This window comes from Variovorax multivorans (assembly GCF_051216835.1).
Taxonomy (GTDB): Bacteria; Pseudomonadota; Gammaproteobacteria; order Burkholderiales; family Burkholderiaceae_C; genus Variovorax.
Window position 1 is genome coordinate 68,081 of sequence record NZ_JBPJZL010000004.1, and the last position, 17,403, is coordinate 85,483.

The 17,403-nt window shown below is 67.2% G+C and carries 16 protein-coding genes and 1 riboswitch; of the genes, 13 read left to right on the top strand and 3 right to left on the bottom strand.

Annotated elements, in window-relative coordinates; translation table 11 throughout:
- Positions 1-102 precede the first annotated feature (102 nt).
- From ACSFCA_RS10595 to ACSFCA_RS10615, 5 genes are read left to right on the top strand one after another with little or no spacing between them, the layout of a single operon-like run.
- Positions 103-1,083 carry a tripartite tricarboxylate transporter substrate binding protein gene (locus ACSFCA_RS10595; RefSeq protein ID WP_435459479.1) on the top strand — a complete coding sequence of 327 codons (981 nt, stop codon included), beginning with the start codon at positions 103-105 and terminating at the stop codon, positions 1,081-1,083.
- Positions 1,084-1,095: 12 nt separating this feature from the next.
- A complete protein-coding gene (locus ACSFCA_RS10600) occupies positions 1,096-1,992 on the top strand; it encodes an HTD2 family dehydratase (protein WP_435459480.1) in 897 nt (298 codons plus the stop codon).
- Between the two features lie 16 nt (positions 1,993-2,008).
- Entirely contained in the window at positions 2,009-3,190 is a 1,182-nt protein-coding gene (locus tag ACSFCA_RS10605) for a CaiB/BaiF CoA transferase family protein (RefSeq protein WP_435459481.1), read from the top strand.
- Complete coding sequence (locus tag ACSFCA_RS10610) at positions 3,187-4,041, top strand: HpcH/HpaI aldolase/citrate lyase family protein (protein ID WP_435459482.1); 855 nt, start codon at positions 3,187-3,189, stop codon at positions 4,039-4,041. Before ACSFCA_RS10605 ends, ACSFCA_RS10610 begins: the two co-directional genes overlap by 4 nt.
- A 31-nt stretch (positions 4,042-4,072) precedes the next feature.
- A complete protein-coding gene (locus ACSFCA_RS10615) occupies positions 4,073-5,092 on the top strand; it encodes a tripartite tricarboxylate transporter substrate binding protein BugD (protein ID WP_435459483.1) in 1,020 nt (339 codons plus the stop codon).
- Positions 5,093-5,096: 4 nt separating this feature from the next.
- Here the strand turns inward: ACSFCA_RS10615 and ACSFCA_RS10620 are convergent, their stop codons facing one another.
- Entirely contained in the window at positions 5,097-5,618 is a 522-nt protein-coding gene (locus ACSFCA_RS10620) for a CinA family protein (RefSeq protein WP_435459484.1), read from the bottom strand.
- Entirely contained in the window at positions 5,615-6,262 is a 648-nt protein-coding gene (locus ACSFCA_RS10625) for a DJ-1/PfpI family protein (protein WP_258349967.1), read from the bottom strand. The genes ACSFCA_RS10620 and ACSFCA_RS10625 overlap by 4 nt, the downstream gene beginning before the upstream one ends.
- 206 nt (positions 6,263-6,468) lie before the next feature.
- Here ACSFCA_RS10625 and phbB point away from each other — a divergent pair, with 206 nt between their 5' ends.
- The 3 genes from phbB (at position 6,469) to ACSFCA_RS10640 (ending at position 10,465) form a co-directional block, all read left to right on the top strand.
- Positions 6,469-7,206, top strand: coding sequence for an acetoacetyl-CoA reductase (gene phbB, locus ACSFCA_RS10630; protein WP_093052606.1), 738 nt, complete (start codon positions 6,469-6,471; stop codon positions 7,204-7,206).
- Positions 7,207-7,333: 127 nt separating this feature from the next.
- On the top strand, positions 7,334-8,677 hold the full coding sequence (locus ACSFCA_RS10635) for a dicarboxylate/amino acid:cation symporter (protein ID WP_258349966.1): 1,344 nt from the start codon (positions 7,334-7,336) through the stop codon (positions 8,675-8,677).
- Positions 8,678-8,758: 81 nt separating this feature from the next.
- A complete protein-coding gene (locus ACSFCA_RS10640; RefSeq protein ID WP_435459485.1) occupies positions 8,759-10,465 on the top strand; it encodes a cation:proton antiporter domain-containing protein in 1,707 nt (568 codons plus the stop codon).
- 23 nt (positions 10,466-10,488) lie between these two features.
- On the opposite strand, the gene ACSFCA_RS10645 is transcribed toward ACSFCA_RS10640, so the two are convergent.
- On the bottom strand, positions 10,489-10,893 hold the full coding sequence (locus tag ACSFCA_RS10645; RefSeq protein ID WP_258349964.1) for a hypothetical protein: 405 nt from the start codon (positions 10,891-10,893) through the stop codon (positions 10,489-10,491).
- A 163-nt stretch (positions 10,894-11,056) separates the two neighbouring features.
- Here ACSFCA_RS10645 and ACSFCA_RS10650 point away from each other — a divergent pair, with 163 nt between their 5' ends.
- The 5 genes from ACSFCA_RS10650 (at position 11,057) to cobW (ending at position 17,396) form a co-directional block, all read left to right on the top strand.
- A complete protein-coding gene (locus ACSFCA_RS10650; RefSeq protein WP_435459486.1) occupies positions 11,057-11,278 on the top strand; it encodes a hypothetical protein in 222 nt (73 codons plus the stop codon).
- Between the two features lie 90 nt (positions 11,279-11,368).
- A riboswitch (cobalamin riboswitch) is annotated at positions 11,369-11,662 on the top strand.
- A gap of 132 nt (positions 11,663-11,794) precedes the next feature.
- A complete protein-coding gene (locus tag ACSFCA_RS10655; RefSeq protein WP_435459487.1) occupies positions 11,795-13,978 on the top strand; it encodes a TonB-dependent receptor in 2,184 nt (727 codons plus the stop codon).
- 11 nt (positions 13,979-13,989) lie between these two features.
- Positions 13,990-15,522, top strand: coding sequence for a PepSY domain-containing protein (locus ACSFCA_RS10660; protein WP_435459488.1), 1,533 nt, complete (start codon positions 13,990-13,992; stop codon positions 15,520-15,522).
- Between the two features lie 46 nt (positions 15,523-15,568).
- Positions 15,569-16,246, top strand: a complete 678-nt coding sequence (locus ACSFCA_RS10665; RefSeq protein WP_435459489.1) for an energy-coupling factor ABC transporter permease — start codon at positions 15,569-15,571, stop codon at positions 16,244-16,246.
- A gap of 82 nt (positions 16,247-16,328) precedes the next feature.
- The gene (gene cobW, locus ACSFCA_RS10670; RefSeq protein ID WP_435459490.1) at positions 16,329-17,396 is read left to right on the top strand and encodes a cobalamin biosynthesis protein CobW; all 1,068 of its coding nucleotides are present in this window, start codon (positions 16,329-16,331) and stop codon (positions 17,394-17,396) included.
- Positions 17,397-17,403: the final 7 nt, after the last annotated feature.

Sequence of the window (17,403 nt, forward strand, 5' to 3'; positions counted from 1 at the left end):
GTTAGGCCCCAAGCCTTCGGAATTCCAGAAGGCTGGGTTCCGAAATCGCAGATTGCGCACAGGGGGAGGGCGAACGACCATGCGGCCATGGAGACACAACACATGAGATTTCGCGCCTTCGCGCTGCTGGCGTTCGCAGCAACCGCGGCACTGGTCCAGGCTAGCCCGGCACAAGCCGAGACCTACCCTTCGCGCCCCGTCACGCTGGTAGTGCCGCAGGCTGCCGGCGGCACCAACGACATCGTCGGCCGTCTCGTGGGCCAGAAGCTCGGCGAAGTGATGAACAACGCCAGCGTGGTGGTCGACAACCGGCCCGGCGCGGGCGGCAACATCGGCACGCAGCTGGTGGCCAAGGGCCCGAAGGACGGCTATACGCTGCTCATGACCATCAGCAGCAGCCAGGCCATCAACCCGGCGCTGTACAAGAACCCGGGCTTCGACCCGGTGAAAGACTTCAAGCCCGTCGGCCTCATCGGTGCGGTGCCCAACGTGCTGCTGGTCAACCCCACGTTCCCTGCGAAGAACTTCGCCGAGTTCCTCAAGCTCGCGCGGCAGAAGGGTGCCAACTACCAGTACGCCTCGGCCGGCAACGGCACGCTCAACCACCTGCTCGGCGAAATGCTCAACAGCATGGCGGGCATCTCGCTGCAGCACGTGCCGTACAAGGGCGTGGCGCCGGCGCTCAACGACGTGCTGGGCGGGCAATTGCCGATCGTGTTCGCGAGCCTGCCTTCGGCGCTTTCGCACATCAAGGCCGGCAAGCTGCGCGCGCTGGCCGTGAGCGGCGACAAGCGCTCGGCCGTGCTGCCCGATGTGCCCACCATCGCCGAGGCGGTGCCCGGCTACAACGGCACGCTGTGGATCGGCTTGTTCGCGCCCGCGGGCGTGCCGGCCGATGTGCTGGCGACATTGCAGGACGCCACGCGCAAGGCGCTGGCCTCGAAGGACCTGCGCGACAAGCTCGATCAGCAGGGCGTCGAGATCGCGGCGCCCACCACACCCGATCAATTTTCGAAACTGCTGCAGGACGACCTTGCCAAGTGGGCGCGGATCGTCAAGGCCTCCGGCGCCGCGGTCGACTGAATGAAGCAATACATGCCCAACGAAACTCCCACGACACCCTCCGTGATCGACAGCGAAGCGCTGGCGAAGCTGCAAGCCTGGCAAGGCCGCAGCGAAACGCTGGCCGACAACATCACCGCCGCGCCCGTGCGCGCTCTCAGCGCCACGCTCGATCGTGACGATGCGCTGCCGCAAGCCGGCACGCGTCTGCCCGAGCTGTGGCACTGGCTCTACTTCCTGCCGCACCACCGCCAGTCCGAGATCGGCGAAGACGGCCACGCCAGGCGCGGCGGCTTCCTGCCGCCAGTGCCGCTGCCGCGCCGCATGTGGGCCGGCGGGCGGCTCGCGTGGGAGCCCGGCAACCCGCTGCAGGTCGGCGACAAGATCGAGCGCACCTCGACCATTGCATCGGTCACCCACAAGGCGGGCCGCACCGGCGAGCTGGTGTTCGTGCTCGTGCGCCACGAGGTGCGCAACGAGCGCGGCCTCGCGCTGACCGAGGAGCACGACATCGTCTACCGCGCCGCCGCGCAGCCAGGTGAAGCGGGCCCGCCACCCACGCCCGCGCCGAAGGACGCCGCCTTCAGCCGCGACATCGTGCCCGACGACGTGCTGCTGTTCCGCTACTCGGCGCTCACCTTCAACGGCCATCGCATCCACTACGACCGCCGCTACGTGACGCAGGTCGAGGGCTATCCGGGCCTGATCGTGCACGGCCCGCTGATCGCGACGCTGCTGGTCGACCTGCTGCGCCGCAATGTGCCGGGCGCGCAGCTCGCGCGCTTCGAGTTCCGCGCGGTGCGCCCGACATTCGACATCGCGCCGTTCCGCGTGCACGGCAAGCCGGGCGCCGACGGAAAGACATTCAGTCTCTGGGGCGAGGACGCAGACGGCTGGTTCACGATGCAGGCCACGGCCGTGCTGGCCTGAAGGGGAGAAAGAAGACATGACAAGACCCCTGGACGGCATCACCGTCATCTCGCTCGAGCACGCGATTGCCGCACCGTTCTGCACCCGCCAGCTGGCCGACCTCGGCGCGCGCGTCATCAAGGTGGAGCGCCCCGAGGTGGGCGACTTTGCGCGGGCTTACGACGCCCGCGTGCACGGCGAGGCCTCGCACTTCGTGTGGGTGAACCGCTCGAAGGAAAGCCTCACGCTCGATCTGAAGCAGCCCGCCGCGCTCGCCGTGCTGCAGGAGCTGGTGGCCGATGCCGACGTGCTGGTGCAGAACCTCGCGCCCGGCGCCGCCGCGCGCATGGGGCTCGGCGCGCAGGTGCTGCAGGCGAAGCACCCGCGGCTCATCGTCTGCGACATCTCGGGCTACGGCGAAGACGGCCCGTACCGCGACAAGAAGGCCTACGACCTGCTGATCCAGAGCGAGGCGGGTTTTCTCTCGGTCACGGGCACGCCGGACGATCCTTGCAAGTCGGGCAATTCCATCGCCGACATCGCTGCGGGCATGTACGCGTACACCGGCATCCTCGCGGCGCTGCTCCAGCGCGGCAAGACCGGCAAGGGCTCGCACATCGACGTGTCGATGCTCGAATCGCTCGCCGAGTGGATGGGCTACCCGATGTACTACGCCTACGAAGGCGCGCCGCCACCGCCGCGCAGCGCCGCTTCGCACGCCACCATCTATCCCTACGGGCCGTTCCCCGCCGGCGATGGCGGTACCGTGATGCTGGGCCTGCAGAACGAGCGCGAGTGGCGCACCTTCTGCGAGAAGGTGCTGCTGCAGTCGGGGCTCGCAATCGATGCCCGCTTCGACAGCAACGCGCGGCGCAACGAGAACCGCGAGGCCCTGCGCGCGATCATCGTCGAGACCTTCGGTGCGCTGAGCACGGCGCAGGTGCTGGAGCGGCTCGACACGGCGCAGATCGCCAACGCCCGAATGAACGACATGGCTGGCCTGTGGGCGCATCCGCAGTTGCAGGCGCGCGAGCGCTGGCGGCAGGTGGGTTCGCCGGCGGGCGACATTCCCGCCTTGCTGCCGGCTGGCCGGCAGAGCGCGTTCGACTACCGCATGGACCCGATTCCGGCGGTCGGCGAGCACACCGAGGCGATCTTGCGCAGCCTCGGGCGCAGCGAGGCGGACATCGCGGCGCTGCGCGAGGCGAGGGCGGTGTGAGCACGCTCGCCCTGGCGCGCGCCTTTCTCTTCGTGCCGGCCGACCGGCCCGAGCGCCATGCGCGTGCGCTGGCCACTGGGGCGGGAGGCGTGATCGTCGATCTGGAGGACGCGGTGGCGCCGGAGCGCAAGGTGGCGGCGCGCGAGGCGCTCGCAGCCTCGTTCGCCGCGCTGCCCGACATTGGCCGGCAACGCCTGCTGGTGCGCATCAATGCCGCTGGCACGCCGTGGCATGACGACGACTGCGTGGCGGTCGGCGCGCTGGTGGAGCAAGGTTTGATCGCTGGCGTCGTGCTGCCAAAGGCGGAGCGCGCGGCCGATCTGTCTCGGCTGGCCGGGGCCATCGGTTCGACGGGCTTGCTTGTGCCGCTGATCGAATCGGCCGCGGGCCTGGCGGCGGTCGATGAACTCGCGGCCGGCCCACAGGTGCTGCGGCTCGCGTTCGGCAATCTCGATTTCCAGGCCGATCTCGGCTTGGCCTGCGACGCGGACGAAGCCGAACTCGTGCCAGTGCGTCTCGCGCTGCTGCTTGCCTCGCGTCGCGCCAACCTGCCCGCGCCCATCGACGGCGTGACGCCCGACTGGCGCGACGCCCAGCGGCTGGCCGCCGACACCGCACGCGCCCGGCGCGGCGGCTTCGGCGCCAAGCTGTGCATCCATCCCGATCAGGTTGCGCCGGTGCATGCCGCGCTGGGCCCCAGCGCCGACGAACTGGCGTGGGCCCGTCGCGTGGTCGACGCCATTCGAGCATCGGGCGGCGGCGTGGTCAGCCTCGACGGGCGGATGGTCGACGCGCCCGTGGTGCGCCTGGCCGAACGCCTGCTGGCGCTCGAAGACCAACCGACGCCCTGACAGAACACCCATAACCATAGGAGACAAAGAAGTGACAGCAACCAAGACGACGAAAACGAAGACCTGGAAATTCAAGACCCTGCTAGCGGCCTCGGCCGGCGCCTGCCTGTTCGCCCTGCAATCGCCCGCCGCAGCACAAGCCGCATGGCCCGACAAGCCCATCACCATGGTCGTGCCGTACTCCGCCGGCGGCCCGACCGACGTGGTGGCGCGCATGCTGGCCTTTCCCATGGGCAAGTCGCTGGGCCAGACCGTGATCGTCGAGAACACCGTGGGCGCGGGCGGCACCATCGCGCCCACGCGGGTGGCCAGGGCGGCGCCCAACGGCTACACCATCCTCATCCACCACATGGGCATGGCCACCGCGCCCGCGCTCTACAAGAAGCTCAACTACGACCCGCTGAAAGACTTCGAGTACATCGGCCAGGTGCTGGACGTGCCGATGACGCTGCTGTCGCGCAAGGACTTTCCGGCCAACAACTACCAGGAACTGCTGGCCTACGTGAAGGCCAACAAGGACAAGGTCACGCTGGCAAACGCGGGCGTGGGCGCTGTGTCGCAGCTGTGCGGCCTGCTGTTCATGAACCAGATCGGCGTGCAATTGACGACAGTGCCGTACAAGGGGGCCGGCCCGGCGCTCAACGACCTCATGGGCGGGCAGGTCGACCTGCTGTGCGACCAGACCACGCAGACCGCGCCGGTCATCAAGGACGGCAACCGCGTGAAGGTGTTCGGCGTGACCACGCCGCAGCGCCTGTCGAGCATGCCCAACATTCCGACGCTGGACGAGCAGGGCCTCAAGGGCTTCGACGTGCGGGTGTGGCACGGCATGTATGCGCCCAAGGGTACGCCGCCTGCCGTGATCGAGAAGCTCAACGTCGCCTTGCGCGCCGCGCTGCAGGACGACATGGTCAAGCACCGCCTTGCCGAACTCAGCTCCGAAATCGTGCCGCTGGACAAGCAGACGCCGGAAAGCCTGCGCACGCACCTCACGGCAGAGGTCGCCAAGTGGGGCAAGGTGATCCGCGCCGCGGGCGTGCAGGCGGATTGATCTTTCAGGCGGGTGGCGGCTCCGGCTGCGCCCGCAGCGTCTCGTCGAACAGCGCGAGCAGGTGCCGCGCGAACACGTCCATGTTCGCCGGCCGGTCTGTGTTGCCGGTCTCGATGGTGCGGCTTACCGTGACCGCGCCGACCACGGCGATGCACACGTGCCCCGGCGCATCGCCATACGGGCTGCCTGATGGGCCGGCCGCGCCGCTTTCGGCGATGCCCCAGGTGGTGTGGTGGGTGTCGCGCATCCGGCCGGCGACGAGCAGGGCGTAGGGCTCGGTTTCGCCGCGCATGCCGGTCATGTCTTCAGCGGTCAGGCCCAGCAGCGCCCGGCCGGCACGCCGCGAATAGACGACGGCGCCGCCGCGGAAGTAGGCCGATGCGCCTGGAATGGCGAGCAGGGCAGCCGACACGAGGCCGCCTGCCGAAGACTCGACGACCGAGACCGTCTGTCCCCGTGCGCGCAGCGTTTCGCCCACGCGCGCGGCGAGCACCGGCAATGGTTCTGGCAGGGCGGGCGCGGTCATGGCGCCTGGAAACGGGAGCCGGGCCGCTTCACGTACGCTGGCGCGCGCTCATGGCTCGCGGTGTCTCCGTAGATCGTGTCCGCCGGGTAGTACTCGGCCTGCAGCTGCACCCGGGCCGCGGCTTCCTCGCCCGCGGTGTGGGCGATGAAGGCCAGCATCAGGTCGGTACCGGCCGATACCCCGGCCGACGTCCAGACGTTGCCGTCACGCACGAAGCGCTGCTCGACCACCTTCACGTCGCCCAGCGCGCGCAGGCGGTCGAGTGAGCCCCAATGCGTGGTCGCGGTCTTGCCTGAGAGCAGCCCGGCCGCGTGCAGCACGAATGCGCCGGTGCACACCGACATCAGCGTCTGGCAGCCGGGCGCCTGGTCGGCCAGGAAGCGTGTCATGGCGGGGTTGTCGACCTCGCGGCGCGTGCCCATGCCGCCGGGCACGAGCAGGCAGTCGAGAGGCGGGCAATCGGCGAAGGACACGTGCGGGTTGATGGACAGGCCCTTGGCGCAGACCACCGGTTCGCGCTTTTCGGCCACGATCAGGCACTGCTCGGGACCGGCGGCCAGCTTGCTCCACATGGTGAGCATTTCCCAGGGGCCGACGAAGTCGAGTTCCTCGACCTCGGGGAAGATGATGATCCCGAAATTCATACTTTCGAACTCCTTGGGTGTTGACGCTTGCGTAAGGCTTGCACAAGAGCGGACAGGTGCGAGGATAGAGGCTGAGCACGAAGGCCGCTCTTCGTGACAGCTGGTTGCAAGCTTGGCTCAGTGTTTTCCTCAGAGGACGCAGGCTTGAAACTCGCTAGAGTGAAGGTGGCCGTTCAGGCTTTTGCTACGTACACAAAGGAAATCTTATGAGCAAGAAAGTTGCATATGTCACCGGGGGCATGGGTGGCATCGGAACAGCCATCTGCCAGCGTCTGCACAAGGACGGGTTCACCGTGATCGCCGGTTGCGGCCCCACGCGCGACTACGCCAAGTGGCTGGCCGAACAGAAAGCCGAAGGCTTCGAGTTCCACGCGTCGGTCGGCAATGTCGGCGACTGGCAATCCACCGTCGAGGCTTTCTCTGCCGCCAAGGCAGCCCATGGCGCCATCGACGTGCTGGTCAACAACGCCGGCATCACGCGGGACCGCATGTTCCTGAAGATGACGCCCGAAGACTGGAGCGCGGTGATCGAGACCAACCTCAACAGCATGTTCAACGTCACCAAGCAGGTGGTGGGCGACATGGTTGAAAAGGGCTGGGGCCGCATCATCAACATCAGCTCGGTCAACGGCGCCAAGGGCCAGGCGGGCCAGACCAACTACTCGGCAGCCAAGGCCGGCATGCACGGCTTCACCATGGCGCTGGCGCAGGAGCTGGCCAACAAGGGCGTGACGGTCAACACCGTGAGCCCGGGCTACATCGGCACCGACATGGTCAAGGCCATCCGCCAGGAAGTGCTCGACAAGATCGTGGCCACCATCCCGGTCAAGCGCCTGGGTGAGCCGAGCGAAATCGCCTCGATCATCGCGTGGCTCGCCACCGACGAAGGCGGCTACAGCACCGGGGCCGACTTCTCGGTCAACGGCGGCCTGCACATGCATTAAGCATGCTGACCTACACCTGATCGACAAAACCCGCTTCGGCGGGTTTTTTCATTTGATCGATGCGGGTTCCACGGATAGAAAGCCGCCGACACGCGTCCTACAGTTCTCAACCCTCCGGAGGCAAGCAATGGAAAACACAACAAGCACACCCGCCAGAAAGCTCCCGATCTACCGTTCGCTCTACGTACAGGTGATCACCGCTGTGATCATCGGCGTGCTGCTCGGCCACTTCTATCCGGCGGCCGGCGAGGCGATGAAGCCGCTGGGCGATGGCTTCATCAAGCTGATCAAGATGATCATCGCGCCGATCATCTTCTGCACGGTGGTGGTGGGCATCGCCGGCATGGAAGACATGAAGAAGGTCGGCAAGACCGGCGGCCTGGCGCTGCTGTACTTCGAGGTCGTCAGCAGCATCGCGCTCGTCGTCGGGCTGGTGCTGGTCAACGTGCTCAAGCCCGGTGCGGGCATGAACGTCGACCCGGCCACGCTCGACACCAAGTCGATCGCCTCCTACACCGGCCCCGGCAAGATGACCGGCACGGTCGACTTCATCCTGAACATCATTCCCAACACGCTCGTCGATGCGTTCGCCAAGGGCGAGATCCTGCAGGTGCTGCTGATCGCGGTGCTGTTCGGCTTTGCGCTGCACCGCTTCGGCGGCCGCGGCACGCTGGTGTTCGACGTGATCGAGAAGGGCTCGCATGTGCTCTTCGGCATCGTCAACTACATCATGAAGCTGGCGCCCATCGGTGCTTTCGGCGCCATGGCCTTCACCATTGGCAAGTACGGCCTGGGCAGTTTGTTCTCGCTCGGCAAGCTGATGGGTACTTTCTACCTGACCTGCCTGCTGTTCATTTTCGTGGTGCTGGGGCTCATAGCGAGGTTCCACGGCTTCAGCATCTGGAAGTTCATCAAGTACATCAAGGAAGAGCTGCTGATCGTGCTGGGCACGTCGTCGAGCGAATCGGTGCTGCCGCGCATGATGGAGAAGATGGAGAACCTGGGCGCGAACAAGACCTGCGTGGGCCTCGTGATCCCGACCGGCTACTCGTTCAACCTCGACGGCACCTCGATCTACCTGACGATGGCGGCGGTGTTCATCGCGCAGGCGACCAACACGCCGATGACGCTCACGCAGGAGATCACGCTGCTGGCCGTGCTGCTGCTCACGTCGAAGGGGGCTGCTGGTGTCACGGGCAGTGGCTTCATCGTGCTGGCAGCCACGCTGTCGGCGGTGGGTCATGTGCCGGTGGCGGGGCTTGCGCTCATCCTGGGCATCGACCGCTTCATGTCGGAAGCTCGCGCGCTCACCAACCTGATCGGCAACGGCGTAGCCACCATCGTGGTCGCCAAGTGGACCAACGAGCTCGACGAAACGCGGCTGCAGGCGGGGCTCAACAACGAGACCTGGGTAGAGGCGCAAGAGCCCGAAGTGCTCGATGCCGCCCGGACCAGCAAGATGGTCGGTTGATCGCTCGGCACGACAGCCGGGCCCCGGACAAGATGGCCGTGTGAAATAAAAGGGCAGACATCGTTCCTGCAAAATGGAGCGATGCCCCGCAGCGTCTCCCTCATCAACACGATCGCCGCCGGCTTGGGGCTGGCGCTGGTGTTCGGATTCCTGGCAGCCAAGCTGCGGCTGCCCGCGCTGGTCGGCTACCTGCTGGCGGGCGTGATCATCGGCCCGTTCACACCGGGCTTCGTGGCCGACGCGGAAATCGCCGCCCAGCTTGCCGAAATCGGCGTCATGCTGCTGATGTTCGGCGTAGGCCTTCATTTTTCCCTCGACGACCTGCTGGCCGTACGCAAGATCGCACTGCCCGGTGCGATCGCGCAGATCGGCGTGGCCACGCTGCTCGGCGGTGGGCTGGCCCTGTGGTGGGGCTGGAGCCCCGGCGCAGCGCTCGTGTTCGGGCTTGCGCTGTCGGTGGCCAGCACGGTCGTGCTGCTGCGTGCGCTCGAAAGCCTGGGCATCCTTGATTCGTTCACTGGCCGCATCGCCGTCGGCTGGCTCGTGGTCGAAGACCTGGCGATGGTGCTGGTACTGGTGCTGCTGCCGCCGTTGGCGGGCACGTTGGGCGGAAAAAGTGAACACGCCGGCCCGGCCGATCCGCTCTGGCAGACGCTGGGCCTCACGCTGCTGCAGGTTGGCGGCTTCGTCGCGCTGATGCTGGTGGTGGGGCGGCGCGTGTTCCCGTGGATCCTCTGGCAGGTCACGCGAACCGGCTCGCGCGAGCTGTTCACGCTGTGCGTGGTGGCCGCGGCCGTGAGCATCGCGTTTGCCTCGGCGGCGCTGTTCGGCGTGTCGTTTGCGCTGGGTGCCTTCTTCGCCGGCATGGTGATGCGCGAGTCGCAGTTTGCCCACCGGGCGGCGCAAGAGTCGCTGCCGCTGCGCGACGCCTTCGCGGTGCTGTTCTTCGTGTCGGTCGGCATGCTGTTCGACCCCTCGGTGCTGATCGACCGGCCGCTGCAGGTGCTGGCGGTGGTGCTGGTCATCGTGCTGGGCAAGTCGCTTGCGGCCTGCGCGCTGGTACTGGTGTTTCGCTACCCGCTGGGCACGGCGCTCACGGTCAGCGCCAGCCTGGCGCAGATCGGCGAGTTCTCGTTCATCCTGGCCGGGCTGGGCGTGTCGCTGGGCCTGCTGCCGGTGGAAGGCCAGAGCCTGGTGCTGGCGGGCGCGCTGATTTCCATTGCCACCAACCCGTTGTGGTTCAGCCTGATCGGGCCGATGCAGAAGTGGCTGCACGCCCGTTCATCCTTTGCGCGCGGGCTCGAATCGCGCGACGACCCGCTGGCCGAACTGCCCATGACCACCGAGGCCAAGTACCTCTCGCGGCAGGTGGTGCTGGTGGGCTATGGCCGCGTCGGGCGCCGCATTGCGGCCGAACTCGACGCGCACGACATTCCCTACGTGGTGGCCGAGCAGAACCGCGAACTGGTCGAAAAGCTGCGCGAGGCCGGCACGCCAGCCGTGTGGGGCGACGCGGCCGACCCGGCGGTGCTGATCCAGGCGCACATCGCACGCGCCCGCGTGCTGGTGGTGGCCACGCCCGACGCCATGAACGTGCGCCAGATGATGGAAACCGCGCGCACGCTCAACCCCACCATCCAGACCGTGATCCGCAGCCACAACGAGCAGGAGGCCCGGCTGCTCACGCAGGAAACCTCCGCCACCGTGTTCCTCGGCGAGCACGAACTGGCCCAGGCCATGGCCCGTGATGTGGTCCAGCGCGCCGTGTCGATGGCCGTGCCGGCTTGAAGACGCCCGCCTTCCTCTTCTTCTCAGAGGTCTTCGATGACCAGCGTGCGGTAGCGCTGTGCGATGGAATAGGGCACGGTGCGCACCAGCTCCATCAGGCGTTCGGCGGCCGCGCCGTCTCTTGTCCTCACCAGCAGGCCCGTGTGGCCGTCGCGCGCCAACTCGGTATAGGCGCGTACCGTCGCAGCATCGGTGCCGGCGGAGGGCAGGGGGTTGTCGGATGTCTTCGCGGTCGGGGTGATTTCGGCCAGCACCGTTTGCGCGGGCAGCAGATAGACCTCGTCGCCACTCATGCCTTTTTCGATCAGGCGGTGGCCGATGCGGTCGGCGTCTTCCGCATTCGGAAACATCACCATCGAATAGCCGGTCGGATAAAAGGCTCCGCCGATGCTCGATCGCATGCCCGGTTCAAGAGTGAAATGCTTCATGCTGCCTCCTGTTCTTGGAAAGGCTTCTGAAAGGTCCCTGACTACAACATTAGGTCGCACCAAGGCTGGGCTCTGTAGGAGAAGCCCGAAAGCGCTGTCAACCGCGTGCGTACCCCGCCCATTCAAAAAAGAACCGACAACCTTGTCAGCCACTCTTACCTCCATGCCCTCATCGAGAAACATCGCGCTCACCGTCCATGAACTGGAGGCGGGCGAGTTCTATTGGGTGCTGATGGAGGCGGTCGACGACACGCCTGGCGAAACCTCCCACGTCTACATGCCGCTGGAGGCAGCCCACGATCCCTATGCCACCTATTCGAACGCGCTGGTGGCGGGCGTGGCCGTGATGCGGAGGCTGTTCGGACCCGACGGAAGGCCTGCCTGAGGCCCATCAGAGGCCCATCCGAGGCCTTCGGCGGAAGGCCTCTCCCTATAATCCCGCCGTTCTGGTGTGTTAATTCTTATTAATCCCGCCAGGCAATACGGTTCGAAGGTGCCCCGCACGCCATCTCATGGCCACGGGGTTAAACGGGAAGCAGGTGCGCCGCGTCGTTCATTCTTGATTGACGCTGCAACTCCTGCGCTGCCCCCGCAACGGTCAGCGGATCTGGAAACCCTCACGCTCATGCCCCTCAGACGGCATGGGCAGCCACTGCGCTTCGGCGTGGGAAGGCGAGGGTTTCGGCCGCGGTGTGCATCCATTCATTGATTGACTGGCACGCCGCGGCGCTCCGCAAGCCCGGATACCGGCCTTCGCAACCGCCTTCGGACGCTGCGGGAGTGCGTGTCCGGGCCTGCCACCGCTTCGCGCTTGCGCGTACCGTTGCAGTCCCTTCGCCTCTTCCGCTGCGTCCTTTATCGGTCAGGAGCCTGCGGGGACGCAGGTCGGAGGAGAAGTCACATGGGTCATGCATCGCCAGCGCGCGATCGCACGGGCGCGCCGCTGCGTTGGGCACGCCTTTCGGGTCTTTCACTGGGTCTGGGGCTGGTTTTCGGGCCTTCCTTGGTCTTCGCGCAGTCGTCGGGTGAAGCCGCCAGCAGCAGCCAGACCCTCAAGCCGGTGCAGGTCGAAGCCGAGCGGCACACGCCGTTGGCCATCGACGAGCCTTCGCACACCGGCAGCCGCCTGGGCCTCACGCCGCTGGAAACGCCGGCCAGCATCGAAGTGCTGACGGGCGACACCATCCGCGCACGCGGCGACGTCTCGGTGGTCGATGCCGCCACCCGCGCCACCGGCATCACCGGCACGCCCGGCCCCGGTAATGGCGGCACCGCGATGGTGGCGCGCGGTTTTTCGGGCCACGGCTCGGTGATGCAGCTCTTCGACGGCACGCGCCTCTACGCGGGCGCGGGCACCGTCACCTTCCCGTTCGACACCTGGTCAGTCGACCGCATCGAGGTGCTGCGCGGCGCGGCCTCGGTGATGTACGGCGAGGGCGCCATCGGCGGCGCCATCAACGTGGTGCCCAAGAAGCCCACGCGCGGCCCGATCCAGAACGAGGCGCTGGTCACAGTGGGCTCCGACGCCACTCGCCAGGTGGCCTTTGGCAGCGGCGGGGCGATCAACGACAAGCTCTCCTACCGCTTCGACATCAGCCACCGCCAGACCGACGGCTTCATGCAGCGCGGGCAGGCCGAGAGCCTGGCCGTGGGCGCGGCCGTGCGGCTCGACGTGTCGCCGCAGCTGCAGTTCACGCTGTCGCACGACGAGGGCCGGCAGTCGCCGCAGCGCTACTTCGGCGTGCCGCTGATCGATGGCCGCCTGAGCAGCCAGACCCTGCGCCAGAACTACAACGTAGACGACGCCGAGATCAAGTACCGCGACAAGTGGACCCGGCTCGACGCCCAGTGGACGCCCAACGATGCCGTTACCGTGCGCAACCAGCTCTACCGGCTGGAGAGCAAGCGCCACTGGCGCGACAGCGAGACCTACACCTACAACGCCACCACGCGCCGCGTGACGCGCGGCGACTACCTGGAAATCGGCCACGACCAGGAGCAGATCGGCAACCGCACCGACGCCACCTTCAAGCACAGCCTGTTCGGCCTGGCCAACCAGGTGCTGGTGGGCTTCGACGCGAATCACATCAACTTCCAGCACAGCAATGATTCGCCCTATGGCGGGCGCTCGGTGGTCGACCCCTTCGTCTTCAACCCCGGCTACTACGTCTCGCCCGTGGCCTACACGCCGCGCTACCGGACCAAGACCGACACCTACGCTTTCTTCACCGAAGACAAGCTGGCCTTCAACGAGCAGTGGTCGGTGGTGGGCAGCCTGCGCTGGGACCATGCCAAGGTGGCGCGCACCGACCTGCAGAACGCGGCCAACAACCTCGGCAAGACCTTCGAGTACGCCACCGGCCGCCTCGGCGTGGTGTATGCGCCCGATGCGTCGCAGTCGTTCTACGCACAGGTGGCGCGCGCGGCCGACCCGCTGACCTCGCTCATCACCACCTCGGCCACGCAGGTGCCGTTCGAGCTCAGCACCGGCCGGCAGGTCGAGGTCGGCTACAAGCGCCAGCTGGCCGACAACCGCGGCGCCTGGACCGTGGCGGCCTACCGCATCGAGAAGACCAAGCTGCTCTCGCGCGACGCGACCGATCCGACCATCAGCCAGCAGATCGGCAAGCAGTCGTCCGAAGGCATCGAGGCCACGCTCGACCTGGCGCTCACCTCCACGCTGCGGCTCGAAGCCAACGTGGCCAAGCTGCGTGCGCGCTATGACGACTTCAACGAAGTCGTCAGCGGGCGCCTGGTCTCGCGTGCGGGCAACACGCCTACAGGCGTGCCCGAAGAGGCTGCGAACCTCTGGCTCAACTGGCGCTTTCTGCCGCAGTGGGAGGCTGACTTCGGCGTGCGCTATGTCGGGCCGCGTCAGGTCGATACGGCCAATTCGCGCAAGATCGGCTCCTACACGGTGGCAGACGCGGGCGTGAGCTGGCAGGCCAGCCCGTCGCTCAAGCTTGCGCTGCGTGCCTACAACCTGGCCGACCGCCGCTATGCGGTGTCGTTCTCGAACGGCGGCAACCAGTGGCTGCTGGGCCGTCCGCGTTCGTTCGAGCTTTCGGCTCTGGTCATCTTCTGAGCGACGTTCTCATGACTTCCGCATGGCGCCGCGCCTGGCCGGGCATCCGGCACTGGCTCTACTGGACGCACCGGTGGCTGGGCATCGGCGGCTGCCTGCTGTTCGTCATGTGGTTCGTCTCGGGCGTCGTGATGATGTACGTGGGGTATCCCAACCTCACGGACGAAGAGCGGCTCGCAGGTCTGGCGCCGCTGCGCTTCGAGCAGGCTGCGGTGTCGCCGACCGCTGCACTTGATGCGCTGCCACAGGCCGACCGCGCACAACCGCCGCGGCGCATGGTGCTGGAGATGCAGGGCGGCATCAACGCCGAGCCCGTGTGGCGCATCGTCGATGCGAGCGGCGGCCGGCACACGGTCTCGGCGCGCGACGGCCATGTGCCCGGCCCGGTCGATGCAGCGCAGGCCGAGGCCATCGCGCGGGCCTTTTCGGGCCATGTGAGTGCGCACTGGGCCGAGACGCTGGAGCGCGACCAGTGGACCGTGCCGCAGGGCCTGAACCCGCTGCGCCCGTTGCACCGCATCGAGGTCGGCGACGCGGCCGGCACCGAGCTGTACGTGTCGCAGCGCAACGGCGAAGTGGTGCGCGACACCACGCGCTCGGAGCGCTTCTGGAACTGGCTGGGCTCCGTGCCGCACTGGATCTACTTCACACCGTTGCGCGCCGATCCGCCGCTGTGGCACGACGTGGTGGTGTGGCTATCGGCGGCATGCATCGTCTCGGCCGTGACGGGCATCGTCATCGGCATCCTGCGGGTGCGCCTGCGGCGCAGGTTCCGCAATGGCGCGGTCACGCCGTACAGCGGGTGGATGGCCTGGCACCACATCGCGGGGCTGATCGGCGGCTTCTTCGTGCTGACGTGGATCATCAGCGGCTGGCTGTCGATGAACCCCAATGGCTGGTTCCAGCGCGGGCCGGGCGACGCGGCGGCGATGGCGCGCTACACGGGGGGCGGTACCTCGCCGTTTCCGTGGCCGCCAGCGGTGCTGCCGTCAGGCGAGGGCGACGCCGCACCACGCGAGGCCGTGCTGCTGTGGTTCGACGGCAAGCCGCTGCTGCAGTTGCGCGACTCGAAGGCGCACGTGCGGGTGGTCGATGCGGCCACCGGCGGCCCCGCCGTCATCGGCAAGGACGACATCCTGCGCGCCGCCGCCCGCCTGCGGCCCGGCGCCATCACCCAGGCCACGCTGCAGACCCGCGAAGACTTCCACTGGTATGGCCACCACCGCGAGCGCATCGTGCCCGTGTGGCGCCTGCAGTTCGACGACCCCGCGCGCAGCTGGATCTACATCGACCCGGCCAGCGGCCAGGTTGCCGGCAGCAACGACAGCAACTCGCGGCTGCGCCGCTGGCTCTTCAACGCCACGCACAGCCTCGACTTTCCCTGGCTCATCCAGTACCGGCCGGCATGGGATCTCGTGGTGTGGCTGCTTTCCATCGTCGGCGCCGTGGCCTCGGCCAGCGGCGTGGTGATCGGCTGGCGGCGGCTGCGGCGCAAGCCCCGGCCGTCGGCCGTATCGAAGGGGCTTGCGCAAGCAGGCCCATGAACCAACAATCAACTTTCGCACTGCGGTGCATTTCAGGAGGTGCTCGATGCACATCGAACCAGGTCTCGTCGACGGATCCAAGATCTTCCTCAGCTACGCCACGGCGGCAGCTGCTCTCGCCTACACAGGCAAGGTGGCCTTCGATACGGCTGTGAAGGACGGCCTTGCCGCCCTGGCGCTGCGCTCGGCCATTGCCATTGCGCTGGTGTTCTGCTTCTTCGAGGTGCTGCCGCATCACCCGGTGGGCGTGTCCGAGGTGCACCTGATTCTGGGCACGACCCTGCTGCTGGTGTTCGGGTTGGCGCCTGCGGCCATCGGCCTGGCGGGCGGATTGCTCATCCAGGGCCTGTTCTTCGAACCGCAGGATGTGCCGCAGTTCGGCATGAACGTCACCACCTTGCTGGTGCCCCTGTTCGCGACTGCCGCGCTGGCACGACGGATCATTCCCCAGAACCTGGCCTACGTGGACATCAGCTACCAGCAGGCATTCAAGCTTTCGGTGGCCTACCAGGGCGGCATCGTTGTCTGGGTCGGCTTCTGGGCGCTCTACGGACGCGGCACCGGGCTCGAGAACCTGAGCCAGATCGCCAGCTTCGGCGCTGCCTACATGACCGTCGTGCTTGTCGAGCCGCTGGTCGACCTGGGCGTGTTGGCCGCCGCAAAGGCCTGGCGTCGTCTGCAGGGCACGGCCTTCGTGGAGCGCCGCCTGTACAGCGCCGTCTGATTCAACCAATGCATCGCCGCGCTCACGAGGTGCTGCCTCGGGGAGCGGCACGGGCGCTTGCGCGCCTGAAAGAACATCTTCCATGACACAAGCAAGCAACGCCAAGATTCCCGTCACCATCGTCACGGGCTTCCTCGGCAGCGGCAAGACCACGCTGCTGCGCCACATCCTCGGCAATGCCGAGGGCCGCCGCATCGCGGTGATCGTCAACGAGTTCGGCGAGCTCGGCATCGACGGCGAGATTCTGCGCGGCTGCGGCATCGGCTGCGACGACGAGGGCAACGAGCGCGAAGGCGCACTCTACGAACTGGCCAACGGCTGCGTCTGCTGCACCGTGCAGGAAGAGTTCCTGCCCGTGATGCTGCAACTGGCCGAGCGCCGCGGCGACATCGATGCCGTGATCATCGAAACCTCGGGTCTCGCATTGCCCAAGCCGCTGGTGCAGGCCTTCCAGTGGCCGGACATCGCCAACATCTTCACCGTGGACTCGGTGGTGACGGTGGTAGACGGCCCGGCCGCCGCCTCGGGCCAGTTCGCCGAAAACCCGGAGGCTGTCGACGAAGCCCGCCGCGCTGACCCCAACCTCGACCACGAATCGCCTCTGCACGAACTGTTCGAAGACCAGCTCTCGGCCGCCGACCTCGTGGTGCTCAACAAGACCGACCTGATGGACGATGCCGCGCGCGCGAAGGTCGAGGCGCTGGTGCGCGAAGAGCTGCCGCCCGAAGTCAAGATCGTGGCTGCCACCGAAGGCAGGCTGCCGCTCGCGCTGCTGTTGGGCCAGGGCCGCGCGGCCGAGGCCACCATTCACCTGCGCGAAAGCCACCACGACCACGAGGAAGACCACGACCACGACGAGTTCGACTCACTCGTGATCGAGCTGCCGCCCGTGGACCGTGACGGCCTGCTCGCCGTGCTGGGCAAGCTGGTCGAGCAGCAAACTATCTACCGCGTGAAGGGCTTCGTCGCCATTCCGGGCAAGCCGATGCGGCTCCTGGTGCAGGGCGTGGGCCGCCGCTTCGATCATCACTTCGACCGCCGCTGGCGCGATGGCGAGGCGCAGCGCACGCGGCTCGTGTTCATCGGTGAAGACCTCGACGAGGCAGTGCTGCGCAAGGCGCTGGAAGAGGTGAGCGCGGTCGCAGCCTGACGGCCTG